Source organism: Microcoleus sp. PH2017_05_CCC_O_A, from assembly GCF_020738785.1.
Taxonomy (GTDB): domain Bacteria; phylum Cyanobacteriota; class Cyanobacteriia; order Cyanobacteriales; family Microcoleaceae; genus Microcoleus.
Map to the genome: position 1 here is coordinate 1 of NZ_JAEQCB010000011.1, position 19,593 is coordinate 19,593.

Below are 19,593 nucleotides of genomic sequence, written 5' to 3' on the forward strand. Positions count from 1 at the left end.
GGTAATTGGTAATTGGTAATTGGTAATTGGTAATTGGTAATTGGTAATTGGTAATTGGTAATTGGTAATTGGTAATTGGTAATTGGTAATTGGTAATTGAGAATTGGTAATTGGTAATTGAGAATTGATAAATAGTAGGTTGAGTCGAGAAATGCAACAATCCAACCTACCAACTTAGTCCCGAACGCAAAACCTAATTATGTAGGGTTCCATCCACAGCGCACCTTACCGCTACTATAAGTAGCACATGAAACCAATTTTTGAGTAAATCTTGTCTGTAACTAATGACTAATGACCAATGAGTACCCTTCGGCTTCGCGAGCGGGCAAGATGACTAATGACCAATGACCAATGACTAATGACTAATGACTGCTAACTAATGACCAATGACTACTGACTACTGACTATTAGCGAGCCGGTCGAGCTGGAGCTGGAGATGCAGCCGGTCGAGCTGGAGCTGGAGATGCAGCCGGTCGAGCTGGGGCTGGAGATGGAGCCGCCTGTGGATTTTGGTTGCCAGTACCAGCCGGTTGGCGCGATCGCAGATATTCTAATGATTCCCGCGACGGAATCAAAATCATTTGGCTCAAAGACGGGTCATTTTCAGTACCCAAAGCTTCCAAAATCCTCTCCAAGTTCACTACCTCAATCTTAATTGTGGCAGTCACGTTCGGCTGCTGTTGCTTAAAACGCTCGACCATTTCCTGCAAGTCCTCCTTATTAAAAAACAGAGGAAGCTCTTCTTTATCGCCCCGTTGAATCGTCAAATAACCATTTTCCGGGCCACCTCTCGCCACAAACAGAGGTACACCGTTTAACTCGCTAACTTGTTGGCCAGTCTGCTGAAGTACAGTTTTCGCCGACTGTACCTGCTGCGCTGCCGGAATAAAAGCAAACAGCACCTGATCCGGCTTGCCTTTATTTTCTTGAGCCAACCGATAAATTTCCCCCAGTGACACGGGTGTCACACGCGCCGACGCCGCCAACTGAGGATTTCCCGTTTTCAGTTGATCGACAAAAGCTTGAGCATCTTTCTGGCTGATGAAAATTCTGGCTACCGAAGCATTACCAGTTTGACCCTGACCTTGCTTGGGAACAGTAGTGATGAAGAACGCATTCTGACCGTCTGTAATCGTAAATACCGGCACCGGGCTTAACTTTTCTACAACTTGTGGCACTGGCAATGCGAGTGCAGACATCTTGGCAATGGGCGAGGGGCCGAGCAGAGTGCAGCCCACAATCCCCAATATTGCGCCTAAACGAACTAATGATTTCATGTTTTTCCACTCCCGAGCGATCCTGAAACACATTAACGCAAAGACTGGCTCCTTGACACGATCGGCAAAAACTACCTCAATCGGTTGGCATTTTCAACAAATGTAAACCTCAGCCGCAGTTTGTGCTTGAATCTATTATTTAAAATTGTGCGATCGGGATGACAGGATTTGAACCTGCGACATCCTGCTCCCAAAGCAGGCGCGCTACCAAGCTGCGCTACATCCCGGTGTATTGGCTATCTCTTAACCATTAACGCAGAAAACCACCTGCTTGTCAAGCTTTTTTTTAATTTTAGCTTTCGATGCAGCTACGTCGAAGTTTTTTTAAGGTTGTGGGGCTTGACAAGCTGCGGGGATACATAAAAGCGTAACTGACCGCAGCCCACAGGCTTGTGAGGTGTTTGACAGCTTGAATATTGGATTTATTCAACAAATCAATGCTGACCTCCACCGGACGAGCTAATCTGGATACCAAAACATACCTTTAATGCCCTCTGGATCGGACATAAAGCCCAAATTTCGGTAAAAATCCACCACCTGAGGGTCAGCAAATAAGGTAATGTTGCTGATGTCTTCACTGCGGAGTTTTTTAATGATGTATTTCATCAGTGCCTTGCCCATGCCTTTACCCTGGTAATCAGGATGAACTACCACATCCCAAAGCGTGGCATTAAAAGCATGGTCTGAAGTCGCTCTGGCGAAACCGACCAGCCGTCGCTGGCTGCCCCGTATCTCCCACATAGAGACGACTAGGAAGCTGTGCACAATAGCTTTTTTGACTTTACGCAGGGGACGGCGGGACCAACCCACTGCATTACAAAGTTCTTCGAGTTCGTAGAGGTCAATGTCCCGATCGCAACTAAAAAAGATGCGAGCGTTGCCGCTGGCGGGTTTGCGAAACATTGGGGAAAGCGGATCGCCTAACCCAAGAGCCACATCTTCCTCAAATTCCGCTGTTTGGGGTACAGAGGCAGACTCAGAACTACTAAATAAGTTTTTCCAAAAACCCATGCAGGCGCGGTTAAGGTAGTAGAAGTTGGACGACGTGAAAGAGAGCCCGATAGATAAACCCACTCCGATCGGCGTGGGATGAACTGCGGGTAGCCTCTTGAGGAACAGTTTACGGTACACTCATCTTACGCCGAAAACAGGGATTTGTCGTCCAACATTGACTCTGTGCTTTTTTGCTTCTCGTCAAGTTTGGTAGAACTGTTCTCCTAGCCTGTGCCAGGACAACCCAGTGTTAAGGTAAAATTTGTTGCCCAACCAGGACAGAGGCATTTTAGGAATTGCTTCTTTTGAGTACCGCCGATCGCGTCGGAACTCATATACTTGGTGGAAAATGCTAATGGAATGGCACAACCGTGACATTCTAGTTAGATATTCCCAGACAGATTTGATTTTTGTTTTTAGTGAGGAGACGGGCGAAATTTAAGTCGAATCGTCAAATCGAAAATCCCATTGCCATAAGGCATGGGAGGACTAACTAAATAACAAATTTGCCGGACATTACGGGACAATCTGATACAATCAAACAAGAGTTGAGGAAAAAACTATTGTCAAGTACGTCCCACTCTCACCATCATTCATCCTTGGAGTCAACGAAAGAAATCTCCGATGTTGGGAACAAAGCCAGTGAAAAATCCAAAAGCTTCTTCCCCTATTGGAACGAATTTTCTCATGAGATGTCCGAATGGTTGTCGTTGCCCACAAAAACCGATTGGCAAGAAGAGGCTTTGACCAATGCCAATGGAACAGCGAGCAAAACTGGTGTAAACTCCTGGTACCGGGTAAAACAAACCTTAGTCCAGAACAAAAAATGCTTGAAGACGTGCTTGCAGTCCTCCACCGATCGAGTAGTAGATTGTACGGACGGCGACAGTATAAAACTCAAATCTCACAAGCTCAGGATTTATCCCAGTCAGGAATTAAATAAAGTCTGGCGTAAATGGCTAGCAGCCTGTCGTTATTGTTTCAACCAAGCAATAGCAATGCAGCGCAAAAAGCCCTTAAGTAAGTTGCAGTTGCGTAACGAAGTTATGCGAGGCGATTTACCAGAATGGGTAAAAGAAACGCCTTGTCATATCAGACAGAATGCTATTTTTGATGCTCACCGAGCATTTAAGGCAAGTTCAGACGCCAAGTTCCGTAGCATCAGAGATTACTCTCAAACCATAAAGTTTAACGATTCAAACTTCAAAAAAGGCACTTGGTATCCTTCCTTAACCAAAGGATTAACCTATCATACTTCTGAGATAATTCCTGAGTGCGATCGAGGTACTCAGTTGGTATACTGCAAGGGTCGTTGGTTTGCAGTGTTTCCTCTGTCAGTTACCGCAGAGCCTACGGACGCAACAGGAATTATTGCATTAGATCCCGGCGTAAGAACATTTATGACCGGGTTTGATGGCAATAAATTCCTTGAGTTTGGAGGTGGTGACATGGGGCGAATAGCTCGTCTCTGTCAACACCTAGATAACCTAATGAGCCGAATGTCTCAAGCTACGAAACAGCGCCGAAAACGAATGAGACAAGCGGCTCACCGTATGAGAATACGCATTCGTAATTTAGTAGACGAATGCCAGAAACAAACCGCTTGCTATTTAACTAGCAACTATAGAGTCATATTTCTTCCGACTTTTGAGTCTTCCCAAATGGTCGCCAAAGCACGAAGAAAGATTCGTTCAAAAACTGCTAGAGCCATGTTGACATGGGCGCATTACAGATTCAAACAAACCATCAAACATCAGGCAAATGTTAGAAATGTCAATGTGATTGATGTCACTGAAGAATACACGTCTAAAACTTGTACCCATTGCGGTCACGTACATCAAAAGCTAGGTGGTTCTAAAGTGTTTACTTGTCCTGAATGTGGCTGTTCAATCCCACGAGATTACAATGGCGCTTTTGGTATATTACTGAAAGCTTTGCGGGATACCGCCTCTATCTCCTATGAGGGTGATAGTGCTCTCGTTACTTTGTCCGGTAATAGCCGGGCAAGTGTCGCGTAAATGTATCAGTCAATACCTAGTATATCTCCCGCACCTTCCCCTCAATTATGGCTTCGGGTTTAAAACCATCTACACTAGAACTTCTCAAGCGCTTTAACCGAGCGTTTCCACAGTTTTACGAGCAATTTGTCAGCAGCGAAATCCAACTGCAAAACCTCAAATTAGCTTACCAACTTTACAAAACTCGGCAAGCCGTCATCGAAATAAGAGCCGAAGGTAACAAAAGTGCCCTGCATTTTGCTTACCGGAACCAGTCTTTTCTACTGAGCGACATTTTCGGTGTGCTGGCTGCCTACGGGCTGACGATTCACAGTCTCAGTCTCTACGGTCAAATTTACCCGCCGATGCTGGTATTTATCAAATTGGTGGTATCTCGCGGTGGCAAGGTACTGGCAGATAAAACAGCCGAAAACGTCTGTAGGGCGGTTCGAGAGGCCTTGGCGGGGCATTTTGAGGTGGAAGAGATGTTGGCTGTGGAATTTAATTTAGACGCGGGTTTGGAGGATGTGGCTACTGAATTTTACGTCGATCCGGTTTTCCACTTGCCGGCTTTGCTGATTGAAGCAGACAACCAGCCTGGACTTTTTTACAAAGTTATGTATGCCATCTGGCAAGAGGATTTGTTGGTGGTAAATGCAAATTTATTGGTTTGGCGGGGGCGAACTCGCTTGATTCTCTACTTGTTGGGCCCCAATGAAAGTTTGATTCCTGAGTATCTGGGGCAGAAAATCGCTGAGGGGGTGCGACAAAGATTGTTGGGCGAGCGGTTTTAGGAATAGCGCCTGACGCTGGTGAAAGCCGGTTTATCACAACAACGTTTCGGAGCTATCAGATCGAGCTTAAGGACGTTCTTAATTCCTGAAACCCTTGATTTTATTACTTCTTTGTGATTTCTACTTCCGACTTCCATTTCTCTTGCGTTCAGAAACTGGGTTTTTGCTCAAAACCTGATATTCATCGAGAGAAAGTTAAACTGAGCCGATCGCCCGGAGTGTAACTGCCGATCCCTCTGTCTTGATTTCGCGATAGGATAAAATTATGGCAACCATCGACATCCTAGGGGTTCGGCACGCTTGCGATTTGACGGCTCCCACTCCAACTTCCCCGGTTCTGGTATTTGTCCACGGCTGGCTGTTAAGCCGCCGCTACTGGCAACCTCTGACCGATCGCTTGGCACCCAGCTATCAGTGCCTGACTTACGATTTGCGAGGGTTTGGCGATTCTCAATCCGACGGCGATGATAGTCGCGAGCGAGGAGAATCGCTAAGTTCCTACACTCCCGCAGCCTACGCTCGCGATTTGGAAATTTTACTCAAAAAACTGGATATTTCTAGTGCTTGGCTGGTGGGACACTCTCTCGGCGGTACGATCGCTCTTTGGGGAGCCAGCCAATTGTGCGATCGTATTAAAGGTGTTCTCTGTATTAATGCAGGCGGCGGCATCTATCTAAAGGAAGAATTCGAGCGATTTCGAGCCGTCGGCACACAGCTAGTAAAAATGCGTCCCCGCTGGCTGCCTCATTTGCCACTAGCAGATTTGGTGTTTGCCCGCGATTCTGTCGATCGCTCGATCGGGCGATCGTGGGGACGGCAGCGCTTGAGAGATTTCGTGGCAGCCCATCCAGATGCAGCTTTGGGGGCTTTGTTGGACTCCACCACAGAAGCCGAGATTCACCTGTTGCCACAAATAGTTTCCCGACTCAAGCAGCCCGTGTATTTTATTGCCGGCACTAAAGACAAAATTATGGAACCAAAATACGTGCTGCATTTGGCTAGCTTTCACTGGATGTTCCAAGGTTGTGGCGAAAATGTGCTTCAGCTTCCCGATTGCGGCCATTTGGCAATGGTGGAACAGCCAGATGCAGTGGCTAGTTACCTACAAAATATTCTGAAAGAACACACTTAAAGGGCATGGGGCATGGGGCATGGGGCATGGGCCTTCCCAGGGCATGGGGCATGGGGCATTAGAACTTACCAATAACCAATAACCAATAACCAATAACCAATAACCAATAACCAATAACCAGTAACAACTGACTTCTTCCTTAACCTAAAATCTGTTATGTTTAAGTAGATAAGTCTGTCCGATCGCCCTTTTCGGACAAAGCTTTTCAATGGCTTTCAACTCTAAAATCTTACTCTGCTTAAATATTATTTGTGCGCGTTAACCTCACCGATCGGCAACAACACATCCTTTGGGCAACGGTTCGCCACTACATAGCAACAGCGGAACCCGTTGGCTCAAAAGCTTTGGTTGACGAATACAACCTCAGCGTCAGCCCAGCTACCATTCGCAATGCGATGGGGACTCTTGAAAAAGCTGGACTGCTATATCAGCCCCACACTTCTGCCGGACGAGTCCCCTCTGACTCCGGCTACAGAATTTACGTAGACCAGTTGATTCAGCCATCTGATACGCTGGCCCGTAAGGTGGAACAGGTACTGGATCAACTCAATTGGTCGGATGGGCGCATGGATGGGGCACTCCGCGGCGCTGCTAAAATTCTGGCAACGATCAGCGGTTATATTGCCATGATTACCATACCGCAAACCAATATGGCTTGCTTGCGACACTTGCAACTGGTGCAGCTAGAGGCGGGTAAGGTGATGCTGATCGTGGTGACGGATGCCTACGAAACTCATTCGGTGTTAGTACAGTTGCCGAAGGGCGCAGAAGGTAATTGGCCTGATGTTGAAATTGTCGATCGCGAATTGCAGATTTTGTCAAATTTTTTGAACAGCAAGTTACGCGGGCGATCGCTCTCGGAACTCTCCGCTGTAGACTGGAGCGAGTTAGACCGGGACTTTGAACTGTACGCGGAGTGGATGGAAACCATGCTGGCTGCATTGAGCAGCCGTCAAAGCAATCCAACCTACACGCGGATTCTGATCGGCGGTTTGGCAGAAGCGCTGCGCTTGCCAGAGTTTTCGCAGTTGCAGCAAGTTCAAACCCTGGTGCAACTGCTCGAACAAGAACAGGAACTGCTTTGGCCTTTGATTTTTGAATCGCCTGATTTGGACTCGCCTGGGAAACGGGTAACGGTGCGTATTGGTTCAGAAAATTCGTTAGAACCAATTCGCGGCTGTACTCTGATTTCTTCGACTTACCGCCGGGGATCAATGCCAGTGGGTAGTGTTGGGGTTTTGGGACCGACGCGGATGGTTTACGAAAATGCGATCGCGGTGGTGGAAGCTGCGGCGGATTATTTGTCCGAAGCTATTGGCGGAAATCGAGTGAATTTTCCCGAAGGATAACATATTGTTATATTTACCATAATTTAGATAGCCCCAAGCCTAACTGGCTTGGGGTTTAATTGTGTTTGCCGGATGTAGTGGCAACATTAAAAAAACCATTTTTTTGTCAATAAACATTTGCTTGGGTGCAGCGACCTGTGCAAGGCAAATATGTTTGTAGGGGCGAAGCATGACCGCAGTGAATATAAGATTATAACTAATAACTTATATGCGGTCATGCTTCGCCCTCTTCAAAAACCAGATTTGCTGGGGCAAGAAACCAAAGCATCGTTCAATAGAGATTTTCGCAAACAACCCGGTTGCTGCTTCTACGAGTAACTCGGAAACTGGCAGGAGTTGCGGGCGATCGGGTTTGACACAGCCAGTGAACCCCGATCGCCCATTTACAGGAAGCGCTGGCGGAGCGCCAGTCGCTCGGTTGCTTTCAGCAAGCTAAGCAAGGAGTTTTGTCGGCACTATCCAGTTGGCGATCCCGCGCACTCCAGGATAGTGCCTGCGAGAAATGAATTGAAGACCCGGGATCTGCACTTCTATGGGCCCCCAAGGCAGCAAAATATCAAAATCTTAAGACATTTTAGAGAGTTCGTCAAAAAGATCTAAAAAAGATTAGTCTTGAGAGGAAAGCTATATTTCTTTTGGGAATAGCCCGGGTTAAACAATTGCCCACAAGTTGCAGCAATTTTGGCTTGAATGCCACTCCAGAAAAGATTGAAGCGCTGAGTTAAGATCGAAATTAAATTTAGGGAATTTTCTTTTACCATTCAATGAAATCGACCGATATAACTAAGAATACCTTTGCCATAACAACGCCTCTGTATTATGTCAATGATTTGCCTCACGTTGGCAGCGCTTACACGACTATGGCAGCCGATGCCCTAGCCAGATTTGAGCGGCTGCGGGGCAAATCAGTGTTGTTGGTTACCGGAACCGACGAACACGGGCAGAAAATTCAGCGCACGGCAAGCAGTTTGGGACGATCGCCCCAAGCTCACTGCGATTTAGTAGTTCCCGGGTTTGAGGCGCTGTGGGAGCAACTCTCTATCCATTACGATCGCTTTATCCGCACAACTTCGCGACGCCACGAGTACATTGTCAAAGAATTTTTCCAGCGCGTCTGGAACTCCGGCGATATCTACTTGAACCAGCAACAAGGCTGGTACTGCGTCTCCTGCGAAGAATTCAAAGATGAACGCGATTTGCTCCCCGGAAATCGCTGTTCCGTCCACACCAGCAAAGAAGTGGAGTGGCGCGACGAAGAAAATTACTTTTTCCGCCTGTCGCGCTATCAAGACCAACTGCTGGCATTGTACGCAGAACGTCCCGACTTTATCGCGCCGGAAAGTCGGCGTAACGAAGTGCTCAGCTTCGTCAACTCCGGACTCCAAGACTTTTCGATTTCTCGGGTGAATCTGGAATGGGGCCTGCCAATACCAGTTGATCCGGGCCACACCATTTACGTCTGGTTTGACGCTTTGCTGGGATACATCACGGCTCTGCTCGATCCGGACAGCGACCCATTGTTAGAGAATGCTTTATCTAAATGGTGGCCGATTGACCTGCACTTGATCGGCAAAGATATTCTCCGCTTCCACGCAGTTTATTGGCCGGCAATGCTGATGTCCGCGGGTATGTCCGTACCTGGCCGCGTCTTCGCTCACGGTTTTTTGACCAAAGACGGCAAAAAAATGGGAAAAACGGAGGGAAATACTTTAAACCCAGTCGAATTGGTGAATAAATACGGCGCTGATGCAGTTCGTTACTATTTCCTCAAAGAAATTGAATTTGGAGAGGACGGCGATTTTAACGAAACTCGGTTTATCAATATATTGAATGCTGAGCTAGCAAATGATTTGGGAAATTTGCTTAACCGCACCTTAAACATGGCTCGCAAATATTGCGGTGGCTGCGTGCCAAATGTGTCTGGGGAAAGTATTTCCGGCGACAACCTTCTCAAGGGTATGAGCCTGGATTTGGGCGATCGAGTGGCGGGTTTTTACGAAGAGTTAGCTTTTAGCAAGGCTTGCGAAGCTGTGCTTGCATTAGTTCGAGCCGGTAACAAGTTTATTGACGTACAAGCACCTTGGAGTTTGTACAAGCAAGGACAGCTCGAAAGTGTTCAACAAGTGCTATATTCTGTTCTGGAATCTGTTAGACTAGCATCTTACCTTTTATCGCCGATTATTCCCAATATCAGCAGTGCTATCTATCAGCAGCTAGGTTTTTCAATTGACTTTAACGATCGGGTTGCAGTTAACAGTTTAGCGACTTTTGCAGTTCATGCTGCCTGGGGCGCTTTGCCTGCAAACCAAACTCTGGGGGAACCCCAACCAGTGTTTAAGCGGCTGGAACTGCTGGAAACAGTAGCGTCATAGTCGGCAGCCTGCGATCGGGGTGCTATGACAGATTATGAATTAGCACTTAATTTCCTTACCAATCTTTCATAAAATTTGAGGCATAACAATCATGTTGAATAGAATAGAAAGCAACGACCTTTTTACGCCGGAACAGGTTCTGGAAAATCGCGGTCGAGTGGCAATTTTTATTGACGGATCTAATCTTTTTTACGCGGCTTTGCAATTGGGAATTGAGATTGATTACACTAAGCTATTGTGTCGTTTAACTGCGGGATCGCGGCTGTTGCGCTCTTTTTTTTACACGGGTGTCGATCGCACTAACGAAAAACAGCAGGGGTTTTTGCTGTGGATGCGCCGCAACGGCTATCGCGTGATTTCTAAGGATTTGGTGCAGTTACCCGACGGTTCTAAGAAGGCGAATTTGGATGTAGAAATCGCTGTGGACATGATGGCGTTGGTCGGTTCCTACGACACGGCTGTTTTGGTGAGCGGCGACGGCGATTTGGCCTATGCTGTGGATGCTGTGAGCTATCGCGGCGTGCGGGTTGAGGTGGTGAGTTTGCGATCGATGACCAGTGACAGTTTAATCAATGTAGCCGATCGCTATATCGATTTGGAAATGATTAAAGACGACATCCAAAAAACTTCGCGTCCTAATTATGCCTACCGCCCGTTGTCGGGTTTGAGCTTGATGGACGAACACGACGACAGATAGGGAATGGGGAATGGGGAATGGGGAATGGGGAATGGGGAATGGGGAATGGGGAATGGGGAATGGGGAATGGGGGATGGGGAATGGGTAATAGGTAAGGGGTAATAGCTGATGGGTTGAATAATTGAAAATTAGAAGTTAAAAATTTAGCTCAAGTATGACAGATTTTTGATTAGTGTTTTTAATTAGCCAATTACCAATTATCAATGCCCTGTTTGGCCAATTACCAATTATCAATGCCCTGTTTGCCCAATTACCAATTATCAATGCCCTGTTTGGCCAATGCCCTGTTATCGATTACCAATGATTAATCTCAAATCCCAAATTACCAATTTCCAATCCCCAAAATCAATGTCGCTATTGTTAGCAGCAATGATTTTGGGGATTAATGCTTGTGCGGCTCCCCAAGAGACTCAAAAGAACAAATTAGCTGAGGATATCAAAACAGCTCAGCAGTCAAATAGCACTTTAACTTTGAACAAAGTAACCCTAGAACAAGCAAACGAAAAGGGTGAGACGTTCTGGAAAGTAAAATCGAAAAATGCGGTTTACAGCAAAGACCAAAAAATAGTTAACGTTCAGAAACCTGTGGGCAAATTGTTTCAGGACGGCAAAGAAATTTATGATATTCAGGGAGAAACCGGGCAGGTATTTCAGGAAGGAAATCAGGTTTTTCTCAAAGGTAACATAGTCGCTACCGATCTGAAAAACGGCGTGGTATTGCGAGGAAATGAGTTGGAGTGGCGCCCGAAGGAAGATGTTTTAGTTGTCCGCAATAACTTGACTGGACAGAACAAACAGGTGACTGCTTCAGCGAAGGAAGCGCGGGTTTTCAGCAGGGCTAAGAGGATGGAGTTATTCGGATCTGTGGTGGCGAATGTTAAAGATCCAATTTTGCAATTGCGAACCGAACATTTAGTTTGGTTTGTGGAGCAACAAAAGGTACACAGCGACCAACCGACTCAACTTGACAGATATAAAGATAAAAAAGTAACAGACAGCGGTTTTGCCGACAAGGTAGATGTAGACTTAAAAACCAAAATTGCCACGCTAACCCAAAACGCTCAATTGATGCCATCAGACCCGCCGCTGCAAATAGAAAGCAGTTTGATGAGTTGGAATTTTCCGGCTCAATATGTGATATCGCCCGGGCATGTGAAGATTTTTCACCGCGTGGAAAAGGTGACGATGACCGGGGATACTGGGCGGGGAGATTTAGATAAAAAGATTTTTTATTTGACGGGAAATGTGGTAGGAATCGGGGAGAAACGTGAATCTCAATTAAATACCGATCGCGTAACGTGGTATTTAAGTAACCAGACCTTCGACGCCGAAGGAAATGTGGTTTACAAGCAATTAAATCCGGTGTTTAATTTGACTGGGCCGAGGGCGGCGGGAGAGTTAAAAAATCAAACTGTGATTGTCAAAGGTGACGGTGCCGGCGGCCAAGTGGTGACGGAATTTGTGCCGGATGAGAATAAGGGAATTTTGGACAGTAGATAGGATTGTTTTGACAATTAATTATGGGTCATCTGAGGTGGCAGGCGGTAGCTTTGGACTCTAGCCTTTCTGCTTCTCTCGGGGTGCTGGGATCGGTTGGTACGGATATCTCGCACGCTGCACACCTGCAACCGGGCTGCCCATAAGCGAGGATAGACTGTAAATTATAAATGTATCGAATAGTAACGGTCTTATGTACAAGCAACTAATTTCAAAGATCAAACCGCTTTTGAAATCACTATTTGCGATCGGTCTGGTACTGACGCTAGCCCTCGGTAACGCTGACGGAGCTCTGGCTGCTCGCAGCGGAGGACGGATGGGGGGCGGATCTTTTAGAGCTCCGGCGCGCAGTTACTCGTCTCCGACTAGCACTTACGCGCCGTCTGGTGGGTACGGTGGTGGCTATCGCGGCGGTTTTGGTGGCGGTTTCGGTTTCCCATTCTTGCTGCCGTTTTTTGGCTTTGGTGGCGGCTTTGGCGGCCTGTTCTCGATTTTGATTTTTATTTCGATCGCCAATTTCCTCGTGCAAAGCTTCCGCCGCGCTGGGGATTCAACTGACGAACTCGGCAACAGCGCGCCTACTACCACGGTATCTGTGGCACGCTTGCAAGTTGGTTTGCTAGCAGAAGCCCGCGGTTTGCAAGCCGAACTCGACGCGCTAGCGCGCAAAGCGAATACCGATACAGCGATCGGCCGCGCTCAAGTGCTGCAAGAATCTACTCTGGCGATGCTGCGCCATCCTGAATATTGGGTTTACGCGGGCGCTGACTCTGTGCAAACTCGCTTGGAAGCAGCCGAAGCTAAATTTAACCAGTTTTCTTTGGCAGAACGCAGTAAGTTTACTGAAGAAACGCTCTCGAATTATAACAACCAGCTCCGGCAAGCAGGGAGCAGCAATAACCTGCCAGTTGTGCAGGAAAACGGCGCCCTAGTTGGTTCTGATTTGAATTCAGAGCCCGGTGAATTTATTGTGGTAACGGTGATTGTCGGTACTCAGGGCAAGTTGCAATTGCCAGCAGTGAAAAACTCTGAAGATTTGCGCCAAGCTTTGCGCCAAATTGGGGGAGTATCGAGCGAGCAGTTGCTGGCGGTTGAGGTGCTGTGGACTCCTCAAGCTAACGGCGACACTCTGACTGCTGATGATATGTTGGCTGGCTATCCTGATTTGCGATCGATTTAGCGATACAGCAGATGGGGCGCGGAGCACTGTCTCCCGCGCCCCCTGCCACACCCATGCTGTGGGGGAGAACCGGGTTGGTTTTAAGACGGAGATGAAGCAGGATTTTTTGGAATGCCGATCGATTTAAAAAAGATTGTTCAACGAATGCTAGTATTGAGAGATTATGATTCAGCCTGGTTCATCTGTGAATATTGGGAATGTCTGCCCTAATAGGATTTTGCCAAGCAGTTAGGCAGGATAAAAAAACTGTATTCAGCGAGGAGTGACTGCTTAGGAAGAAGTTGCGACCGCGCGCCCTCTAAATTTAATATAAATAAGCGATCGGGAGCTAAAGTTATGGCCGACAGCAGTAGAAAAAAAGCGCTTTTTATTTTGAGCCAGTTAAATAATGACGATATCGACTGGATCGTTCAAAAAGGGAAAAAAGAAATTCTCGAACCGGGCGAGATTTTGATCCATGAAGGGAGACAGCACGATGCCCTCTACATTGTTTTGAAGGGGAGTATGAGCGTTTGGATCGAGGCTGAGCAGAGCAAAGAACTCGCTAAAATAGGTAGCGGAGAACTTGTGGGAGAAGTTTCTTTCATTGACGCACGCCCTCCTTTGGCCACGGTGATGGCGATCGAAGAAACTCACTTGTTGGTAATTCCCCGAAGGCAGCTAGTCGTCAAACTTCAACATGATATGGGTTTTGCTTCCAGATTTTATTATGGAATTTCGCTGTGTCTGGCAGACCGGATGCGCGGTACGATCCGACATATAGAATACGGTCGCAATATAGAATTGGAGCAGCAAGAATTAGATCGGGAGGATATTAATCCGAACGTCCTGGAAAATTTGGCGCTAGCTCAAGCAAAGTTTAATTGGCTGAGGGAGAATGTGAGGGCTTGATTAATTTTAATGCGATCGGCATTGAGGTAAATTTTCAACTCTCAAAACAGAAGCACTCCTGCTCAAGAAACCGGGTTTTTTAACCACCCGTGCGTAATATCATCTCCGAATACAATATTGGTTTGTAGTGAGGGCTTCAGCCCTCATCCATGACGCTTGACTGAAGCGATCGCGCTCGAGCTGTTTTTATTGGAGGTAATTGACGGAGGATAATATTAAGTCCTAAATTAGACCTGAATTGCAAAAGTCCTTTTAATGAAATTTTACGACGGGCGGGACGCCCATCCCACAAGAAAAAAAGTTGTGGGATGGGCGTCCCGCCCGTCGTAGGTATTTTTGCAAGAGGTATATTATCAAAACATCAGTCGAAAGCAAAATAGAGGCTGGTTTTACCGAAAAGATCGACAATTCCCGTATCTAGAAAAACCTGCCCCTTGGCTTTGCAGTTGCAGCCTCGCGCGCCAAAGCGCAACTACCAAGCAGACAACCTAGATCATTCCTGGGCCTTTGCCGCGGGTGTCTTCATCCATTGTCAGTTTTCCTTCCTCACCTTTTTTATCTTTGATTTCTGCGAGAATTTGAGCGCGTTCTGCGGCTTCGGCTTCCTCTTTTGCTCTCAAATCGCCCGGTTCGTTGATGTACATTTCGGGTTCGATCGCGTAATTGTTAACCAGACCTTCCTTGTCTACTGTATAACCATCTGTAGTGTGAATGCTTTCGTCATCGGTTTGGTCGTCGGTTTTGGCGCTTTGCTGCTTCGCTTCAGTGGTTGTGTGCATGAAGTTAGAGCCTTCGCGTTCTTGCCGCGCTGCTGTCTCAGCAGGAGTAATGCCCCTATCGTAGTGGGGGGCTTCCATATTAGCTTCGATTTGTTCGTCGGTCGGTGTTGATTTGCTAGTTGTCATGATTTATTCCTGAGTTATCTTTTCAAAAAGGTCTTTGGCTTATGTTTAAATATTAAGCCTAAGCTAACTCATTCACTAACTATCTTTGGTTATAGTTTCCTGAAACTTGCTGTAATGTAAAATACATTTATTGAGTCTTCCTCAAGACTGATAAAGTTCTCTTTTAATTAAAAGTTTCACAGTCTGCGAGGCTCTGACATCTATCTAAAGGTTGGGAATTGGGAATTGGGAATTGGGAATTGGGAATTGGGAATTGGGAATTGGGAATTGGGAATTGGGAATTGGGAATTGGGAATTGGGCATGGCAACTAACTAATGACTAATGACTAATGACTAATGACTACTGACTACTGACTACTTTTACGATTCTTTGAAGAAGCGGATGATTTCGCGGACGTGGTTGAGAAATTGTCCGTCATCGGTGAGTTGGGCGATCGCACTTTCGGCATCTCTTGCCAGTTTAGTGTGTTCTGCCTGATTTGTCGATCGCAAATTTTCTAGAGATGCGGCTAAATTAGTTAATTCTCTTCTAGTGGCCCGTTGTTCCCGCTGTTGGAGAGTCGCCCACGAATTAGGATCGTCTGAATTTAATTGATCGGCAAAATTTTTGACTGTAGATTCTAATTCTGCAAAGCGGTTGCGGAGTTCGAGAATATCTTCGCGGGGGTGGAAAAATTCGCTGCGGATGGTTGTCAGCCGCTGGGCTAAATACTGATAACCTCGGATAGCTGGACGCAGTATAGTTAAAAGCAGTGCTGCACCGGAACTGAGATAGCCAACAGCACTAATGCCGGTGGCGGATAGGGCATAAAGTGCGATCGCGCTAACCAGGTGAAGGGCGATCGCCACCCAGAGCGATCGGCTAGCTAATACAGTAACGTATTTGAGTTGTTCGGAATCGACAGCAATATTTTTTTTAGTAGATTCTGCGCCTTGGGCTAACACTTCCTTAGCTTCAAAATGGATATTCCAAGGAACTGTAACTATCAGCAACAGCCATTCAAAAATAGCAATGGCAATTACCCAATCTATAAAACTGCCGGCGGGGACGTGCAGCCATTGTAAAATAGCAAAAATTAACAGTAACAATAGGCCAGTACCAGCACCGAAACCTGCAAAAGTATAATACATAGCGATTGCCTTTGCGAAATGTTATTTTGATTGTGGGTAAGTTGTTTATGTGTCGAGCAATCAACTGTGACAGTTAAGAAATTGTCAGAGTGTTCCCGGTTCGTTAGTGGTTAGTAACAGTCCAGGGCAAAGGCTGCCCAAAACCGGGTTTTGTCACCAAAATACTTGTTCTGCTTCAACAGGAGAATGTTGTTTTTATTGTGGGTAGGTGGTTTAGGTGTGGATAAATATACTGTGACACTTAAAAAATTGTCCCGGTCTAGCCGACTTGTTAGTTATTAGTAATCCTCCCGGATAGAAGGATTGCCATGCGCCTGTTTGATTCCTGAAAAATACACAGGCTATAAGCCATCAACAAGACTCAAATTAAACTTTATTTGTGTGAGTTGTGGGCAAATTATAAATAATTATTTATTGGCGATTAGTTGTCAAAATTAAGTTATATTCTCCCCAGATCGTACCATTTGACATTTGAGATCATTCGACTTCATGAAAGGCTACGCTCAGAGCAAGGCGCGCTCCTACAAGTTGGAGAGTTAAGATGAGGAATGACTAATTGTATATCGGTTGGCAACTTGCCGACTGTTAGATTATTTTGTTAAGCTGGCATTACTCACAGTGTTACGCAGCGCGAGGAATGCAGCAATCTCAAAACCATCCTTTTGTTCTCTTTTCTTTTCCAGGGCGACTAAATCACCTATAGCTGAGATAAACTGATTGGGAGGTCGATCGCCCGTGAGAGCAAGTTACCAGATTCTTGCAAGCGAGACGGCGATACTCTTACCCTGAGAGAAACGACAGCAAAATAGGTGCCAAAATTCACTCTACCGTCTGCAATTTCCAATAACTGCACGTCTACCACGTAAAATCAAAAGTCAGCAGCAAGGACAAACCGATGGCGAACTCAACTCTTGGCCTAGAAAATCAACTTTACGATTATCTGTTATCTATTTCTTTGCGGGAACCAGATATTCTCGCTTCACTGCGGAAAGAAACTGCTAAGCATCCTATGGGTATGATGCAAATAGCTCCCGAACAAGGGCAGTTTATGGAGATGCTCGTGCAGCTTATGGGAGCGACAAAAACCTTAGAAATTGGAGTTTTTACTGGTTATAGCTCGCTATGTGTAGCTTTAGCACTGCCTTCTAACGGTAAAATTATTGCTTGCGATGTCAGCGAGGAATATACTTCGATCGCGCGACGGTATTGGGAAGCTGCGGGTGTGGCTAACAAAATTTCTTTGCATTTGGGCCCAGCACTAAATACTCTCGACAAACTCATAGCCGAGGGACAAGCCGGAACCTTTGATTTTGCCTTCATCGACGCCGATAAAGAAAATTATGAGGCTTATTTTGAGCGATCGCTCCAACTGGTGCGGAATGGCGGTTTAATTGTAATTGACAACGTTCTGTGGTCTGGACGAGTTGCGGATCCTGAAGTACAAGACACAAGTACCCTCGCCCTTCGTAGTTTCAACGACAAGTTGCGTAACGATCCGAGAATAACACTCAGTGTTGTCCCCATTGGTGACGGGTTGAGTTTGGCCCTGAAACGCCGCTGGGCTACGATGATGGAACCTGAAGAACAGAATTAAATAGTTCAAGTGGCTGGGAACTTCATTAAGACTCCTCGAAACCGGGTGGTTATCTGTATTAAAGGCTGCGATACAGTATTTGCATAAAAAACCCGGTTTCTGCCTACCGGTGCATCCAGGACTATATCAATTACCGATGACAAATTACAATTACTAAAAGTAATAACAAGTATTATTAATTACTTTGAGGTAAAAATGCAGGGATCGAATTTACAAATAAAATTACCGATTCATGAAACTTTTCAGTGTACGGTTCAAGGTGAAGGTTATTGGACGGGGACTTTAGTTGATTTTATCAGATTAGCTGGTTGTCCTGTGCGGTGTGCTTGGTGCGATACAGGCTACGGAAATGGTGGCAAAGGTTTGCCATCGGTGCCACAGTCGATCGCACAATTGCTAGATCAATTGCAGTCTTCGAGGGTTGTCATTAGTGGTGGCGAACCTTTTATTCACCAGAATTTGCCGGAGTTAGTGCGAGCTTTGTTAGCAACTGACAAACAGGTGAATATTGAAACTTCTGGCGCTTACTGGCAGGATATTTCGCCGCTGGCTTGGATTACTCTTTCTCCTAAAGAACACGTCAATCCTCAATATCCGGTGCAAGACCGTTTCTGGACGAGAGCTAATGAAATTAAGTTGGTGGTTAGCAGTGGCGAAGAAGTTGATTTTTACACAAAATATTTGGCTGATAATGTGAATATTCCTGTATATTTGCAGCCGGAGTGGGAAAAGCGCGATCGGGCAATTCCGATGATTTTGGAGTTATTGAAACAGCATCCGAGTTACAGGTTGTCTTTGCAAACTCACAAGTTTATTGGTGTTCAATAAACATCCCAAAATGCTGTAGTTCCTGTCTTGAAAAGTCAAGGGGTAGCGAGCAAATAAGTTGGATCGAAAGGTTTTTGGGATTTTAAAATCCCAAAAGGCAAATGTACCCATTTCCGCATGACTCGCACCAATCACCTGCATTTTCACGCCAGCCACGAGCCAATAATCGCACAGCGAGTCGCTTTCAACAAAGGATTGTGACGCATCGCCACTACATAGGGCATATCTGTGTTGGGCCCAGGTACGGAATTTGCGATCGAAGTGCCGATCGACTAAAATTCATTCAACCTGGGAAAATGTAGCAGATTGGACGCATCAATACCAAAGAAACCGGGTTTTTACTTGCATTGTCGGCTGTAACACGTTTTTTCGTAAAAAAACCCGGTTTCTGGCCACCCGTGCAATCGCGAACTGTAATCTATCAAATAGTCCACAGTTTACCGTTTAAAGCAGGCAATATGCAGTTACATTGTTAACTAAATGTGTAATAACTGTATTTGATAGGAGTATTTCGAGTGAACGCTGCCGAACAAGCCAGAAATATAGAATTAGCTAGCAAAATTGCTGCGGTTGTTAATTTATTTAAGTCAGATTTTCCGGATGTGAAAGTCGATTTGAAACCTTGGATGAATGACCAGGATACCAGAGAACTTGTCGATCCTGAGTCGATCGATATTGGCTTCCATTTTCCCGGTAGAAGTCGGTTGTTGCAAAGCCGCAGTATCTTAATCCAAATCCGATTTTACCAAGATCCGGTCGAAGGATCTCGGCGGGCGATCGGGGTTGAGGCGGCAGGTTACGATCATACTGGTCAACAGTGGCGCTTTTCTACCGTGGAAAATTGGGGTTTTGTGGGTGAAACTGAGCCCGCTGCGGAATCAGCCGAAAAGCTCAAACACTTTTGCCGCGAGATATTAGGTTTGTTTAATTGCTGAGAATAATTCCCGGTTAATGAC

The 19,593-nt window shown here is 46.1% G+C and carries 18 protein-coding genes, 1 tRNA gene and 1 pseudogene; 14 read left to right on the top strand and 6 right to left on the bottom strand.

Going from position 1 to position 19,593, the window contains the following annotated elements; genetic code table 11:
• Positions 1-407 precede the first annotated feature (407 nt).
• The 3 genes from JGK20_RS03785 to JGK20_RS03795 all read right to left on the bottom strand — a co-directional run bounded on the left by JGK20_RS03785 (position 408) and on the right by JGK20_RS03795 (position 2,288).
• Positions 408-1,277 carry a Tic22 family protein gene (locus tag JGK20_RS03785; protein WP_293229397.1) on the bottom strand — a complete coding sequence of 290 codons (870 nt, stop codon included), beginning with the start codon at positions 1,275-1,277 and terminating at the stop codon, positions 408-410.
• A gap of 153 nt (positions 1,278-1,430) precedes the next feature.
• Positions 1,431-1,504 (bottom strand) — tRNA-Pro (locus JGK20_RS03790).
• Positions 1,505-1,736: 232 nt separating this feature from the next.
• Entirely contained in the window at positions 1,737-2,288 is a 552-nt protein-coding gene (locus JGK20_RS03795; protein WP_293152075.1) for a GNAT family N-acetyltransferase, read from the bottom strand.
• A gap of 244 nt (positions 2,289-2,532) precedes the next feature.
• Between JGK20_RS03795 and JGK20_RS03800 the strand changes: the two genes are divergently transcribed.
• The 11 genes and pseudogenes from JGK20_RS03800 (at position 2,533) to JGK20_RS03850 (ending at position 14,179) form a co-directional block, all read left to right on the top strand.
• Entirely contained in the window at positions 2,533-2,712 is a 180-nt protein-coding gene (locus JGK20_RS03800; RefSeq protein WP_293211822.1) for a hypothetical protein, read from the top strand.
• Between the two features lie 120 nt (positions 2,713-2,832).
• A pseudogene (locus JGK20_RS03805) lies at positions 2,833-3,213 on the top strand (hypothetical protein).
• Positions 3,113-4,288 (top strand): transposase, encoded by a 1,176-nt coding sequence (locus tag JGK20_RS03810; RefSeq protein WP_293190945.1) that lies wholly within the window; start codon positions 3,113-3,115, stop codon positions 4,286-4,288. The pseudogene JGK20_RS03805 and the gene JGK20_RS03810 overlap by 101 nt, the downstream one beginning before the upstream one ends.
• A 47-nt stretch (positions 4,289-4,335) precedes the next feature.
• On the top strand, positions 4,336-5,061 hold the full coding sequence (locus JGK20_RS03815; RefSeq protein WP_006631881.1) for a hypothetical protein: 726 nt from the start codon (positions 4,336-4,338) through the stop codon (positions 5,059-5,061).
• Positions 5,062-5,326: 265 nt separating this feature from the next.
• Positions 5,327-6,193: an alpha/beta hydrolase gene (locus tag JGK20_RS03820; protein WP_293179967.1), complete on the top strand. Its 867-nt coding sequence runs from the start codon at positions 5,327-5,329 to the stop codon at positions 6,191-6,193.
• Positions 6,194-6,444: 251 nt separating this feature from the next.
• Complete coding sequence (gene hrcA / locus JGK20_RS03825) at positions 6,445-7,542, top strand: heat-inducible transcriptional repressor HrcA (RefSeq protein WP_293179964.1); 1,098 nt, start codon at positions 6,445-6,447, stop codon at positions 7,540-7,542.
• Positions 7,543-8,306: 764 nt separating this feature from the next.
• Entirely contained in the window at positions 8,307-9,914 is a 1,608-nt protein-coding gene (gene metG, locus JGK20_RS03830; protein WP_293179961.1) for a methionine--tRNA ligase, read from the top strand.
• A gap of 91 nt (positions 9,915-10,005) precedes the next feature.
• Positions 10,006-10,611, top strand: coding sequence for an NYN domain-containing protein (locus JGK20_RS03835; protein WP_096831201.1), 606 nt, complete (start codon positions 10,006-10,008; stop codon positions 10,609-10,611).
• 348 nt (positions 10,612-10,959) lie between these two features.
• The gene (lptC, locus tag JGK20_RS03840) at positions 10,960-12,111 is read left to right on the top strand and encodes an LPS export ABC transporter periplasmic protein LptC (RefSeq protein WP_293203162.1); all 1,152 of its coding nucleotides are present in this window, start codon (positions 10,960-10,962) and stop codon (positions 12,109-12,111) included.
• 190 nt (positions 12,112-12,301) lie between these two features.
• A complete protein-coding gene (locus JGK20_RS03845) occupies positions 12,302-13,288 on the top strand; it encodes a DUF1517 domain-containing protein (RefSeq protein ID WP_293179955.1) in 987 nt (328 codons plus the stop codon).
• A gap of 336 nt (positions 13,289-13,624) precedes the next feature.
• Positions 13,625-14,179, top strand: coding sequence for a cyclic nucleotide-binding domain-containing protein (locus tag JGK20_RS03850; protein ID WP_293179952.1), 555 nt, complete (start codon positions 13,625-13,627; stop codon positions 14,177-14,179).
• 488 nt (positions 14,180-14,667) lie between these two features.
• Here the strand turns inward: JGK20_RS03850 and JGK20_RS03855 are convergent, their stop codons facing one another.
• The 3 genes from JGK20_RS03855 to JGK20_RS03865 form a co-directional block, all read right to left on the bottom strand.
• A complete protein-coding gene (locus JGK20_RS03855) occupies positions 14,668-15,084 on the bottom strand; it encodes a hypothetical protein (protein ID WP_293152017.1) in 417 nt (138 codons plus the stop codon).
• 360 nt (positions 15,085-15,444) lie between these two features.
• The gene (locus tag JGK20_RS03860; RefSeq protein ID WP_293229400.1) at positions 15,445-16,215 is read right to left on the bottom strand and encodes a hypothetical protein; all 771 of its coding nucleotides are present in this window, start codon (positions 16,213-16,215) and stop codon (positions 15,445-15,447) included.
• Between the two features lie 697 nt (positions 16,216-16,912).
• Complete coding sequence (locus JGK20_RS03865) at positions 16,913-17,068, bottom strand: hypothetical protein (RefSeq protein WP_293179943.1); 156 nt, start codon at positions 17,066-17,068, stop codon at positions 16,913-16,915.
• Between the two features lie 42 nt (positions 17,069-17,110).
• On the opposite strand from JGK20_RS03865, the gene JGK20_RS03870 reads away from it, so the two are divergent.
• The 3 genes from JGK20_RS03870 (at position 17,111) to JGK20_RS03880 (ending at position 19,572) form a co-directional block, all read left to right on the top strand.
• A complete protein-coding gene (locus tag JGK20_RS03870; protein ID WP_293204347.1) occupies positions 17,111-17,809 on the top strand; it encodes a class I SAM-dependent methyltransferase in 699 nt (232 codons plus the stop codon).
• Between the two features lie 195 nt (positions 17,810-18,004).
• Positions 18,005-18,637, top strand: a complete 633-nt coding sequence (locus tag JGK20_RS03875) for a 7-carboxy-7-deazaguanine synthase QueE (protein ID WP_293179937.1) — start codon at positions 18,005-18,007, stop codon at positions 18,635-18,637.
• 515 nt (positions 18,638-19,152) lie between these two features.
• Positions 19,153-19,572 carry a hypothetical protein gene (locus JGK20_RS03880; RefSeq protein ID WP_293190896.1) on the top strand — a complete coding sequence of 140 codons (420 nt, stop codon included), beginning with the start codon at positions 19,153-19,155 and terminating at the stop codon, positions 19,570-19,572.
• Positions 19,573-19,593: the final 21 nt, after the last annotated feature.